Source organism: Paenibacillus sp. GYB004 (assembly GCF_036577605.1).
In the GTDB taxonomy this organism is placed as follows: domain Bacteria; phylum Bacillota; class Bacilli; order Paenibacillales; family NBRC-103111; genus Paenibacillus_AB; species Paenibacillus_AB oceani.
Genome location: NZ_JARBDB010000002.1, coordinates 295351 through 307648 on the forward strand (window position 1 = coordinate 295351; position 12298 = coordinate 307648).

Genomic DNA, 12298 nt, shown 5'->3' on the forward strand with positions numbered 1-12298 from the left:
CTCAATTCAGCGGGAAGCCGTGTTCCGCCGCAGTCTCGGGAGGACGGACGACCGGCAGCAGCACCTGGAACTCCGTTCCTTTTCCGACCTGACTGTACACCCGAACCCGCCCCTCATGATGCTCGATAATATTCATGCTGATCATCAGTCCAAGACCTGTCCCTTTATCCTTGGTCGTATAAAAAGGCTGGCCGAGCTTGCCCAGCTTATCTTCGGGGATGCCGATTCCTTCGTCGCGCACGGCAATCAGCAGCTCATCCGCCTCCATCCGCGCCTCCAGAGTAACGGTCCCCCCTTCCGGCATCGCCTCGATCGCATTTTTCACCAGATTGATAAACACCTGCTTGACCTGGTTCTCGTCACAGCTCACGTTCAGTGAGGCCGTATTATAGCGGCGAACGATGACCACATTGCACATGATCGCCTGCGTCTCGAGCAAGGTGGCCACGTGATCGAGCAGCACCGCCATATTCCGTGGCTGGTACAGAATCGCCTGCGGTCTAGAGAGCATGAGCAATTCGCCGGTAATGAGCTCGATCCGGCTAATCTCCGATTGGATCACCTCGTAATAGCTCGGCGAGATCCGTTCCTTCATCAGCTGAATGAATCCTTTGATCGCCGTGAGCGGATTGCGGATCTCATGCGCGATGCCGGCGGCGAGCTCTCCCGCTACCGCCAGCTTCTCCGAACGCTGAATCAGCTCTCTCGCCTGCTTCAGCTCCGTCACGTCGCGCATCAGCATGTACCGGGCCGGACTGCCTTCATACCAGGCGGAGAACGTAATGATATCGATGTCGCGCATCTGTCCGTCAGGCCGTTTGAATCGATGCTCGCTCGATTGCAGCGGCAGCTGCTCCTCGCATTCGGGAGCCTGAATCAGCCGGTCGAGCTCCATGCACTCCGGGCTTACCTTCTCGAACACAGTTCTGCGCAGCACGTCTTCCTTCCGGCTCCCTCCGAGCATCCGGACCGCCGTATCGTTTGCGTAGACGCTCTTGTCCTCCTTGACGACGATCAGCGCATCCGGCAAATTTTCCACCAGTGTCCGGTACTGGGCTTCGCTTTGGAGCAAAGCGTTCTCGTGCCGTTTTCTTTCCGTAATATCCCGAAAGGTGACTACCGCGGCAGCCGAATCCGAACTGGAGCCCATGATCGGGCTAACGGTATATTCGACGAAAAAGGAAGTGCCGTCCTTCCTCCACAGCATGTCCTCGGATATGGTATGCGTTCTGGGATCGTCCAGCACGGAGTACACCGGACAGTCGTCCTCCTCGTAAGGAGAGCCGTCTGGATACGAATGATGCACATAGCCGTGTGCTTTGCGGCCGATCAGCTCTTCTGCCGCAAAACCGGTCATCGCTTCCGCCGCTTTGTTCCAGAACACGGTCCTGCGGTCCATATCGAGACCGTACACGCCGTCCACCATCGTGTTCAAAATCAGCTCGTGCCGCTCGGTCAGTCTTTTGAGCTCTTCTTTCATCTTTTTGTCGGCCGTAATGTTTTTGGCGATGACGCATATCCCTTCCCGGATACCGTCGAAGATCATCGGGATCGAAGACACCCACAGCTCCACCCGTTTCCCGGACTTGGCGACAACTCCAATTTCCAGCTCATGCCCTTGTCCCGACATGGCTTTAATGAAGCTCTCCTGCGCCTGCTTCCGCTCCTCGGGAGAGATGAACTCGATCAGCTTGCGTCCGGTTAGCTCGGAACGGTCGTACCCTGCGATTTCCGACGCTTTCGGGTTGGAGCGGACGATGCATCCTTCCATATCGATGAACAGCACCAGATCGGGACTGTTCTCGAACAACGAGCTGAACTTCTGCTCCGCCTCCCGCAGACGCTGGTTGACCAGAACCATCATGACGCATATGCCCAAGATGAACAGGGCGGCCATGCCTACAGCGCTTGCAAATAATTGATTGACCGAAATGGACCAAGACTCCATCCCCGGCATCGTCGAGCGAAAGGTCGTTCCGTATATGAAAGTAAAGTGGACGCCGATAATTCCGATCCCCATCAGGAAGGAGCAGGCAATCCGCCAGACGAACCCGTGACGTCTTAGCCGGTAAGCAAGCCATACCGACGAATAAGCGTCCACCGACGCCAGAAGCCAGGCGAAGCCGATCCAGAGCGGATCGTACTCGACCTCGGTGTAGACGCGTAACGCCTGCATCCCGATGAACGGAATCGCCATAATTCCACTGCCAATCAATAGGCTGCCGGCGATCAGATTGTCCTGACCCGGCGAACTGCCCGAGAATAAACTCATCGCGGCGTATGACGTACAAAAGGAGATGGTGACGGACAAGAAAAAAAACGGGAAGAGCTGATCGGCGGGAAGCGGAAGTCCGTAAGCCGTCAAAGCGATGTAATGGACGGCCCATAAACCGATGCTGTTCATAAATGCGGAGGTGAAAATACGAAGCTGGTCTTTGCGATACCCGAGCCTGCCGATCAACGTGACGACCGTATAGGAAGATACGACAGCAACCGCAAAAGAAAACAAAATAAGCCAGCCGTTATAGGTTCCCGCTATGATTTCCATCCCCAAGCTCCCTCTTGAAACCGACTGTATAGATACGGTAACAGCGTTTTCATTGTATCAAGGATCGGACTGGAAAAAAACTCGAAAGATGCCGGTTATGCAAAAAATAATGCGTTTGACATAGATGCCAAAGCGGGTTAGGCGAAGAAGTCTGCTTCCCTTCTCGGAACGGTTGAAGCGAAGGATCGAAGGCCGTGCGGGTCCGCCGTTCCGCCGCTTGCGGGTGGCCGGCGGGTGGCCGGAAGCAGAACGGGCCATGCCTTCATCCGGCGCCGATCGCCGCCCAATTGAGGCCTAGCGCAATTCGGCCGCAGCGGGCGGCACCATCCCCCGCCTGCTGCGGCCGTCTGTTGATTACTCCGCAAACGTCCTCTTGTAGTACGTATTCCAGTTCGGCTGCGAACCGTCCACGTCCGTAAATCCATACTCATCCGCCATATCCCCGGACATGAGCGCTTTCCCCGATTTGGCGCGAACGTTCGGATCGGAGGCCAGAGCGACGACCGCTCCGATTCGATGCCGGCTGCTATGTTGATGCCGATGCCGTGCCGGTGTCTGCGCCGAAAACCGGCGATTTTATCGATACCGGTATCTTCTTCGTTACCGGCGCCTTCTTCGATGCCAGTGTCTACGCCTATGCCGATAAATTCAGTATACTCGTTCATTGTTGACACCTTTTGTCATATTGAAATATAGTGGGGATATTCGATTGAATTTTCGGAGGCGAGACGAATGAGAGCCGATCGGCTGTTATCGATAATGCTGCTGCTTCAGACTTACGGGCGGATAACTACCGCGGAGCTGGCCGACCGTCTGGAAGTATCCGAACGGACGATTCATCGCGATATGGAGGCGTTAGGCAGCGCAGGCGTACCGGTTATGGCGATGCGGGGTACCGGCGGGGGCTGGCAGTTGATGGACGAATACAAGACGAACTTGACCGGGCTGCATGAGGAGGAGATTGCTTCGTTATTCGTAGGCGCTCCGGAACGCGTTCTGCACGATCTCGGGCTGCGCCGGGCGTCGGAGGGCGCACTGATCAAGTTGCTGGCCGCGTTGCCGAGCGTCGGCCGCCGAACGGCCGAGTTCGTCCGCGAGCGGATTCATATCGATGCGGCGGGCTGGCACGATTCCGGCGAATCGGTCGAACCGCTTCCTCTGCTGCAAGAAGCGGTACTGCGGGAGCGGCAAGTGAAGCTGTCTTACGATAAAGGAAAAGCAGGCGTCTCCGAACGGGTCGTCGATCCGCTCGGACTTGTCATTAAGGGAACCGTCTGGTACCTCGTTGCGGGGGTGCAGGGAGAGCCGCGAACGTACCGCATCGCCCGGATCGTCCGGTGCGAGATGCTGGACGAAGCTTCCGCGCGGCCTCCCGGCTTTCAGCTCGCTTCCTATTGGGAAGCTTCGACTGAGCGGTTCGTCACGACCCTGCCCCGTTTCGAAGCGGCGTTTCGGATCGATGCGGCCTACACCCATCTGACGATGTACTGGAAATATTCCAAAGTGCTGGAACAAGGAACTGCAGGCGAAGACGGATGCGTGCCGTGCCGGATGCGGTTCCAAAGCGAGGAGGAAGCGTGCCGGTTCGCGCTAAGTCTCGGCCCTCACGGAGAGCTGGCCGAACCGGCGGAGCTGCGGACTAAAGTCGCGGAGATGGCTCGAGGCGCGGCTGCTCTGTACGGGGAACCCTAACCTGGCGGCCGGTAATCGCGAGAGGTTCGGGTTGCGAACGGCGCATTCGTCTTGGGGACTTGCATACTTGCATAGCCCATTTTTTTGGCGTTAGGCAAGATACGGTCGCCAGATCCGGCACCAGAAACCATTCACATTCCGGAAGCGATTCAAGCCCCTTCGATCAACGCCGTCCGGCGCGAGCGCAGCTTTGTCAGTTCGGCTTCCGCTGTCGCCCTTTCGCGCTGCAGATCAGCCACGATGCGGGCCATGTTCTGGCGCACTTTGCGGACCTGCTCCAGCGAGTTCTGAATCCGCCCCTGAACGATCCAGTCCGTAATCAATCCGTCAAAGAAATAATCGGCGAACTCCAAAGAGCCGCTAATCTCAATCCTCATCGCCGAATGCCGCCCCACATCCGCCAGCTCCTTCTCGAACTGACGCATCCGGAGCTGCGCCGCACGAATAATGGAACGGGCGTCGTCGATGTGGCCATGCTTGATATACGTGCTGACCGTGCCTCCGCCCAGCATGTCCCACGTTCCCCAGTCTTCGGCTTTGCCCAGACTCCCTTCCGCCTGACGCAGCAGATTCAGCGCCAGCTCTCCGGCGTCGACAGCCTCCCGCAGCTCCACATGGCGTTCCGAAGTGAAGGCCGCTTCTTCGTCCATCCTGGCGATTTGACTGGCCGTCTCGGCCGAATACTGCTGCAGCTTCGATTCCTTCTCCCGCATCAGCGTTTCATATTCTTGCTCGGCTAACCTCACCTCCGCCAGCGCCAGGCCGACCTCGCTTCGTTCTTTCTCCAACTTGGCCAGCTGATCCTTCGCTTCCTGCAACTGCAACGCCGCACGAAGCGCTTCCTGCCGCTCCAGCTCCAACTGCTCCTCCTTGCTGCGCAAAATCGTATGAAATAAACTAGTCAGCGTCAGCTTCGTCAATTGCTCCACATCGCGGTTTTCCTTCTCCAGCTTCAGCTCCAGCCGGGGAATCTGACTTTGCACCTCCCGGATGCGGGCCTGCATATCGGTTAACCGGCGTTCGTACTTCAACTTTTTTTGCCGTTTCTCATTCGCTTCGTCCAGCTTCCGGTTCAACGTTTCCCACACAGGCATTCCCTCCCAGATTCGGTTTCTTCTATTTACGAAAGAAGCCCCGCTTTGTTTCAGTCCATACAAAAACAGTTAATCGTCAGGTGCGATGAGTATGAAAGGCGGGTGACCGGGCCTGCTTTCTGGTACCGGAACGAATATCGCCCCAGCTCCCGGGAAAGGCTAACGTTCGAGCAGAAAGGAGGAACACGATGGATAAGCGGGAACAGGCCGTACAGCGAGAGGTCGGCGAAGATTTGGAAGCGCATGAACGCCCGGGCTTGAGACAAAACGACGAACTTGATGAAACCGACACCGAACAGGACGGGAGAATCAATATCGAGCCGGATAGCGCCGCTTTTTAGCCCTTCTATAGCCAAAAACGCCCCTATCCGGTTCCGGAAGCAAGGGGCGTTTTGTGTTATGTGTTCAGTTCTTTATCGATTGGCTGTTTTAAGCCGTCCTGGTAAAAATCGAGCATCAGCTTGCCGCTTGTGCTTTTCACCGCATAGAAAACATCCGATATCCGCTTATTCTTATGCTCCAATTCAGACTCCAGCCACTTGCGCGAGACGCCGTGTTCGTTCAGATTCCGTTCGATTAGTTGACCGTCCATAATGAGTTCGATCGGGAAGCTTGTCGGAGCCTTCGGAGTAATATGCAAATCTTTTTTGGTGATGGTCCGATAGTCGTGCTTTTTGAGTACGGACAGCTTGCCGTTATCCTCCAGCACCGCATACTCAACTTCATGGAGATCGAACACATCCTTTTCGCGCAGCGATTGAATAAGCGAATCCAGTGAATATTTCACTTTTTTCATATTGCCCTCTAATAGTTTACCGCCCTCGATCAGAACCGTCGGTGAGCCTGTGATCCATTTCCGCACTTTTCTGCTTTTGATGGATACTACCGCGATCACAAAGGAAGTCGCCGTAAACACGGCAAGAGAAAGCACCAGATACGAAGACTCGATCTTGGGATTAAACGCCAAATTGGCGGCGATAGCTCCCAGAGTAATACCGGTAACAAAGTCGTGAAACGTCATATTGGACAGTACTTGCTTGCCAAGAATCCGCGCGATAACGAGCAGCATGACGAACGCGATCATGGTACGAAAAAAAATATGCATATATTCGGCCACGAGCTGATGTCTCCTTGGAATTGGAAATCGGTTCCTTGGCATAGTATGCTTCCTTTATAGAGTCTTTAACCGGAAATTGCCGGATTAATAAGTCTTTGGCTTGAAGGTGACAGCCTGCCTGCCGGAAGCCGTTAGCCAAGAGTCTGTTGGAGCAGCTCTCGTGACCCACTCGCAGCCCAGGTTAGCTTCCCGCCCGGTTTAACGAAATTAAGTAGTTGTACTTGTCCGCATGCTTCAATTCGTCCAATATAATGCCGAAGACGGTATCCTTGTAAATACCGGCAGGCAGGCCGAACCAAATCTTCCGGTATTTCTCGACCGCAGCCAGCTCGCCGCTCAGCGCTCTTTCCAACCCTTCGGCATATGATTGGACTTTCGTGTAAGCTTCGTTGCTGATACCGGTTACCGTTTGGCCGGTCAGAGCCATATACATATCCCGGAACATCTGGTTATGTGTCCGTTCGTCGTTGCGGATTCCTTCGATCATCGCCGCTTGCTGCCGATTCGGGGCAAGCTGGATCAGTTCGTCGTAGAACAACTCGTCATTTCGTTCTCCTTGGACGGACTCCTTGATAAGGTTCAGCGCCTGCTGAATCGTTGTAGCCCAAACCGGTATGAAATCAGCACGAACCCAATATGGAGATACCCAGTACATGAGATACTCCTCCCTTTCCAATTATGTACTGTTACCGTATGCTCATATCCCATATGGAGTTCCGTATCGCGCAAAACCCGCCCGGAGCACAAGCTGTCGATATAGGCAGATAAACAAAAAATCGCCCTCTCGATAAAGAGAAAGCGATTTTCAGCATGATTTTACAAAAAGTATCGTTTGTAATCGTCCGCCGCCCCCATTTCCCGGGAAATGGACCTACTTCTTGGTCGTATGCACGATTAATTTGTAGCCCAGACCGCGAATCGAATCGATTTGCACCGTTTCCTGGTTCATCTCAAGCTTTTTGCGCAGTGAGCTGACATGAACGTCAACCGTACGCTGTCCGCCGACATAATCGAATCCCCAGACGATATTCATCAGATCGTCTCTCGTCACTACGACGCCCGGCCGCTGCACCAAATAAAGGAGCACCTCGAACTCCTTCGGACGCAGCTGAATTTGCTCGCCGTTCAGGACGACCTCGTATTTCTCGGGATAAATTCTCAGATCGGCGACCTGAATCACTTTATCCGTTCCCGGTTCCTCGACGGCAAATGTGTCTTCCGTCCCAGTCCGGCGCATGACGGCCGATACCCTTGCTAGCAGCTCGGCCACCCCGAACGGCTTCGTAATGTAATCGTCAGCGCCGGCCTTGAGGCCCTGCACCACTTCTTCCTCGGCGTTCCTTGCCGTCAGTATGATCACCGGCGTCTTCACGCCCTTTTGCCGCAGCTTGGCAAGCACTTCAAAACCGTTCATCCCGGGCAGCATAATATCGAGAATAATCAAATCGAACGATTCCTGAAGCGCGGTCTGCAGCCCTTCCCCGCCATGGTCGACCACCTTCGTCTGGTAGCCTTCCTGCGACAAGTTGTACGACAGCAGCCGGGCCAAGGTCGGTTCGTCTTCGACAACCAAAATGTTTTTCGGCATGGAGCCCCCCTGCGAAACATTGCATAAATAGATTCATCTTCTCCCCGGACCGGAGAAAGGTTTACGATAATAAAATCTTACCACAAAATTTCACGTTTGACTAAACTCCGAGAAAGGAACAGGAAGCGAAGCAGACAAGTCGTACAGAATCGGCGTCATTTCTCTATTTTCTATTTTCCACTTTCCACGCTTCCCCCGTACAGTACCTGCCACTCACTCGCCCCGCCCCCCGCCTGATCCCGAACCTTTTATTGCTGAATGACCGGCAGTTCCAAAACAAATTTCGACCCGAGTCCCAGCTCGCTTTCCACGCGGATCGTGCCTTTATGCAGCTCGACCAGATGCTTGACGATCGACAACCCGAGTCCGGTGCCTCCGGAGCTGCGCGATCTCGCTTTATCGACCCGGTAAAAGCGTTCGAAGATGCGCGGTAAATCTTTCTTCGGTATGCCGATCCCGGTGTCGGAGATGACGATCCGTATTTTCTCCGCCTCGTCCTCCGCGTCCGCCTCGACCGTCTCTACGGATACCTTCACTTTGCCGCCGTCCGGCGTATAGTTGATCCCGTTGGAGAGCAGGTTAATCATAATTTGCCGCAGCCGGTCTTCGTCGGCCTCCATGTAGATGTCCTCATCCACCTTCATCTCCAGCCCGATCTGCTTCGGGTCGGCCGCCGGACGCATCATATCCAGCGTTTTACCGACAAAGCTATGCAGATGAACAGGAGAAAATTGCAGCTGCGCCCGTTTCGATTCGATTTTGGAGAGCTCCAGAATATCGCCGATCAGCCGGTTCAGCCGCTCGCTCTCATCGTATATAATTTGCAGAAACGATTTGGCGGTATCCGCATCATTCATCGCCCCGGCAAGCAGCGTCTCGGCAAACCCCTTCACGGCCGCCACCGGCGTCTTCAGCTCATGGGAGACGTTGGCCACAAACTCGCTGCGCACCCGCTCCAGCCGGCGGAACGCGGTAATGTCGTGCAGAACGATAACCAGCCCGAGCCAATCGTCCTCGACACCCTGCATCGGCACCAGATTCACCTCAAGAATTCGTTCCTCCGGGAAATAAAACAAAATCTCGTCGCGAATCCGCTCGTTGCGTTCGATGCACTCCTTGATCATCTGCACAAGTTCGTACGGCTGATTGGCGCTGTCGAACCTTTTGCCGATAAAATCTTTGGACGAGTAGCCGAGTATCTCTTCCGCGGAACGATTGACCAGCACGATCCTGCCTTCGGCGTCAATCATGACGACCCCGCTCACCATATTGTCCAGCACGCTGGACAGCCGGCTTTCATTCTCGAGGATGCGGTGCATTTGCAGCTGCAAGCTGTCCGCCATCGTATTGATCGCCTGGCCGAGCTGACCGATCTCGTCGCGGTTGCGCAAGTATACGCGTGATTTGTAGTTCAGATTCGATATTTGCCGCGCTACCCGTGTAATCCGCTCGATCGGCCGGGTCAGCTGGTGCGCTACCCGAAAGCTGATCAGCCCGGCGATGACGAACACGACAAGCAGTCCGCCGATGAGTCCCCACCACAGGTTGCTAATCGTCGATTCGATTACTTCAAGCCCCATCGACAGACGGATAAATCCTACGATGTCCGCCCCGCTGCGCACCGACATCGCGACGTACAACATGTTCTGGCCGGTCGATTCGCTGCGCCGCTCCGAGTAGCCGACTCCGGACTGTTGCGCCTGACGAATTTCTTCGCGCGACAAGTGATTGTCCATCTGCTTCGGATCGAGGTCGGAATCGCCCAGCACGACTCCGTCGGCCGAGATGAACGTCACGCGAGAGTCGGCCGACTCTTTCAAATATACCGCTCTCTCGGTAAAATAATCGCTGTTGCGACGTTCAAACTGCTGAATGCTTCCTTCCGCCGTAGCGATAATAATCTGAATCTCGCGCTTCATGCCGTCCTGAAGCGCGTTCATATGCGACCTCTCCAGCATAAAAGCTACAAATACCGCAGCAGCCAGCACGGAGCAGCCGATCAGAACCACAAACAGAAGCGTCAGCCGCGTTCTGAACTTTTTCATGGACAGTTATTCGCTCCTTTGCCAGTCTGCATTCCCCATCGTCCGCAAACGGCAGATCTTGTACCGGGGGCTCCGCCGCAATCCGTCGCCTGTTTCCTTTATTATCCCCGAATTCCCGAAATCCGTAAGCGGCCTGCTACGCCCCAGGCTGCCAGCATGGGCCAAGCTTAATTGCAAACCTAACTATATAAGATAAGTTGAACTAATAAATAGTAAGTCCATTCCGTTCCGCTGCAGTCAGTTTGCCCATAGCAGATTTAGTTCAACTTATATAGCGTAGTCCGCCCCTTTCGTTTTTTCCAGTAAAGATTTTGTAAACGTCCGACAGCAAAAGAAAAGCCTGGTATCGGATACCAGGGCCTTTCCCGTTCATACTGATCGTTCCGGCATAACGTTCCCACGAACAGTCCCGGACCGATTATTTAAATACCGGCTCTTTAAAGTCGGCCAACTTCTCCAGCGAGTTTTTGTCGACGTCCGCGTGCAGACTGTTGCCATGCGAGTCCATCGTTACGATCGCAGCAAACCCTTCCACCTGCAAATGCCACATCGCTTCCGGGATGCCGAACTCCATGAAATGGACGCTGTCGACTTTCTTGATGCACTCCGCATAATACTGGGCCGCTCCGCCGATCGCATTCAAGTAGACCGCTCCGTGCTCTTGAAGCGCAGCGAGCGTTTTCGGTCCCATGCCGCCTTTGCCGATTACGGCGCGAAGCCCGAACTTTTTCAAAATATCGCCCTGGTACGGCTCTTCCCGGATACTCGTCGTCGGTCCGGCCGCTTTGACATGCCATTCCCCGCTCTCGTCCTTGGCCATAACCGGTCCGCAGTGGTAGATAACATGTCCGTCGAGATCGACCGGAGCGTCATGATCCATCAAATATTTGTGAAGCGCGTCCCGGCCGGTATGCATCAGGCCGTTGATGACGACAACGTCGCCAACCTGGAGCTGGCGAATCTGCTCTTCAGTGATCGGCGCCTGCAGCACCACCTCGCGGCGTCCTTCTCCACCTGTCTTCGTCTTGTCCGCCGGATCGGCCATTGCAACGTTGCTGCCGCCCTCGTACACCCAATCCTTGATCTCGCCTGTCGCCGCATCGAGCAACACGCCTTGTCGACGGAACGCCCAGCAGTTGTAAGCAACCGATACGAAAAAGCTCGCCGGCAGCCTGTCCATCACGCCTACTTTGCATCCGAGCAGCGTCACTTGGCCTCCGAAGCCCATCGTGCCGATGCCAAGCTTGTTGGCGTTCGCCATGACGTACTCCTCCAGCTTCTGCAGGTCGGCATTCGGGTTGACATCGCCCACTGCGCGGAACAGCTGATGCTTGGCCAGCTCGTAACCTGTCGTGCGGTCGCCGCCGATGCCTACGCCGATAAAGCCAGCGCTGCAGCCTTGTCCCTGCGCCTGATAGATGGCGTGCATAATACATTTGCGGATGCCGTCCAGGTCGCGGCCGGCTTTGCCTACGCCTTCGAGCTCGGCCGGCAGGCTGTATTGAATGTTTTTGTTCTCGCAGCCGCCGCCTTTCAGAATAAGCCGCACATCGACGTCGTCTTTTTCCCACTGCTCGAAATGAACGACGGGAACGCCCGGACCGATGTTGTCGCCGCTGTTCGCGCCGGTCAGCGAATCGACCGAATTCGGGCGAAGCTTGCTGTCCTTCGTCGCCTGGCGGACCGCTTCAATGATGCTCTTCTTCATTTCGATCTGGTTTGCTCCGACCGGGCAATGTATAATGAAAGTCGGCATGCCGGTATCCTGGCAGATGGGCGACACGTTGCATTCCGCCATCGTAATGTTCTCGGAAATCGTCGATAACGACAGAGCCGCTCGCGTCCCTTCGTCCTCGCTCTCCTGGGCGCGCTGAATCGCGCGGCGTACGTCGGCCGGCAAATTGGTAGAAGTTTCTACGATCAGCTTATAAATGCTTTCCTTAAAATGTTGCATGAAACATGCTGCTCCTTTCGGCCGTCTAAAAGTATGGGATGATGGGTAAAAACATATATAACCTGATCATACCAGATGAAGCTAAACGTTTACAACGGTGATGACTCCCATGCTTAAAGGCATGGCTTCTCAGATCATCGAGACTCGCAACCACGTCTCTCCTTAAAGGTTTTTCGACGCGGAGTTATAAGGAATGGAATTCAGCCCAACATTGGGAATCCGGGACGCTTCTTGGCAGAGAAAAGAAGCTCGCGCCCGTC

10 protein-coding genes are annotated in these 12298 nt (G+C 55.0%); 2 read left to right on the top strand and 8 right to left on the bottom strand.

Translation table 11 applies throughout. The features are described from left to right. Window position 1: 1 nt before the first annotated feature. Together PV433_RS01385 and PV433_RS01390 are read right to left on the bottom strand one after the other, a co-directional pair. Window positions 2-2548 (bottom strand): PAS domain S-box protein, encoded by a 2547-nt coding sequence (locus PV433_RS01385; RefSeq protein WP_332070407.1) that lies wholly within the window; start codon window positions 2546-2548, stop codon window positions 2-4. A 137-nt stretch (window positions 2549-2685) separates the two neighbouring features. After that, complete coding sequence (locus PV433_RS01390) at window positions 2686-3213, bottom strand: hypothetical protein (RefSeq protein WP_332070408.1); 528 nt, start codon at window positions 3211-3213, stop codon at window positions 2686-2688. 67 nt (window positions 3214-3280) lie between these two features. Here PV433_RS01390 and PV433_RS01395 point away from each other — a divergent pair, with 67 nt between their 5' ends. Next, entirely contained in the window at window positions 3281-4240 is a 960-nt protein-coding gene (locus tag PV433_RS01395) for a helix-turn-helix transcriptional regulator (protein WP_332070409.1), read from the top strand. A gap of 149 nt (window positions 4241-4389) precedes the next feature. Here PV433_RS01395 and PV433_RS01400 read toward each other — a convergent pair whose 3' ends face one another. Then, on the bottom strand, window positions 4390-5328 hold the full coding sequence (locus PV433_RS01400) for a hypothetical protein (protein ID WP_332070410.1): 939 nt from the start codon (window positions 5326-5328) through the stop codon (window positions 4390-4392). Window positions 5329-5522: 194 nt separating this feature from the next. On the opposite strand from PV433_RS01400, the gene PV433_RS01405 reads away from it, so the two are divergent. Continuing rightward, on the top strand, window positions 5523-5675 hold the full coding sequence (locus PV433_RS01405; protein WP_332070411.1) for a hypothetical protein: 153 nt from the start codon (window positions 5523-5525) through the stop codon (window positions 5673-5675). 56 nt (window positions 5676-5731) lie between these two features. On the opposite strand, the gene PV433_RS01410 is transcribed toward PV433_RS01405, so the two are convergent. From PV433_RS01410 to PV433_RS01430, 5 genes are all read right to left on the bottom strand, one after another. Further along, the gene (locus PV433_RS01410) at window positions 5732-6451 is read right to left on the bottom strand and encodes a DUF421 domain-containing protein (RefSeq protein ID WP_332070412.1); all 720 of its coding nucleotides are present in this window, start codon (window positions 6449-6451) and stop codon (window positions 5732-5734) included. Between the two features lie 181 nt (window positions 6452-6632). Further along, window positions 6633-7106, bottom strand: a complete 474-nt coding sequence (locus PV433_RS01415) for a ferritin-like domain-containing protein (protein WP_332070413.1) — start codon at window positions 7104-7106, stop codon at window positions 6633-6635. A gap of 216 nt (window positions 7107-7322) precedes the next feature. Further along, window positions 7323-8039 (bottom strand): response regulator transcription factor, encoded by a 717-nt coding sequence (locus PV433_RS01420; RefSeq protein WP_332070414.1) that lies wholly within the window; start codon window positions 8037-8039, stop codon window positions 7323-7325. 248 nt (window positions 8040-8287) lie between these two features. Beyond that, window positions 8288-10084, bottom strand: a complete 1797-nt coding sequence (gene pnpS, locus PV433_RS01425; protein WP_332070415.1) for a two-component system histidine kinase PnpS — start codon at window positions 10082-10084, stop codon at window positions 8288-8290. Window positions 10085-10502: 418 nt separating this feature from the next. Continuing rightward, window positions 10503-12038, bottom strand: a complete 1536-nt coding sequence (locus tag PV433_RS01430) for a fumarate hydratase (protein WP_332070416.1) — start codon at window positions 12036-12038, stop codon at window positions 10503-10505. Window positions 12039-12298: the final 260 nt, after the last annotated feature.

What these genes read in the sequence shown, in the direction of transcription:
- PV433_RS01385 (WP_332070407.1), bottom strand. Translation starts at nt 2,548, where the DNA reads ATGGAAATCATAGCGGGAACCTATAACGGCTGGCTTATTTTGTTTTCT.
- PV433_RS01390 (WP_332070408.1), bottom strand. Translation starts at nt 3,213, where the DNA reads ATGAACGAGTATACTGAATTTATCGGCATAGGCGTAGACACTGGCATC.
- PV433_RS01395 (WP_332070409.1), top strand. Translation starts at nt 3,281, where the DNA reads ATGAGAGCCGATCGGCTGTTATCGATAATGCTGCTGCTTCAGACTTAC.
- PV433_RS01405 (WP_332070411.1), top strand. Translation starts at nt 5,523, where the DNA reads ATGGATAAGCGGGAACAGGCCGTACAGCGAGAGGTCGGCGAAGATTTG.
- PV433_RS01415 (WP_332070413.1), bottom strand. Translation starts at nt 7,106, where the DNA reads ATGTACTGGGTATCTCCATATTGGGTTCGTGCTGATTTCATACCGGTT.
- PV433_RS01420 (WP_332070414.1), bottom strand. Translation starts at nt 8,039, where the DNA reads ATGCCGAAAAACATTTTGGTTGTCGAAGACGAACCGACCTTGGCCCGG.
- pnpS (WP_332070415.1), bottom strand. Translation starts at nt 10,084, where the DNA reads ATGAAAAAGTTCAGAACGCGGCTGACGCTTCTGTTTGTGGTTCTGATC.
- PV433_RS01430 (WP_332070416.1), bottom strand. Translation starts at nt 12,038, where the DNA reads ATGCAACATTTTAAGGAAAGCATTTATAAGCTGATCGTAGAAACTTCT.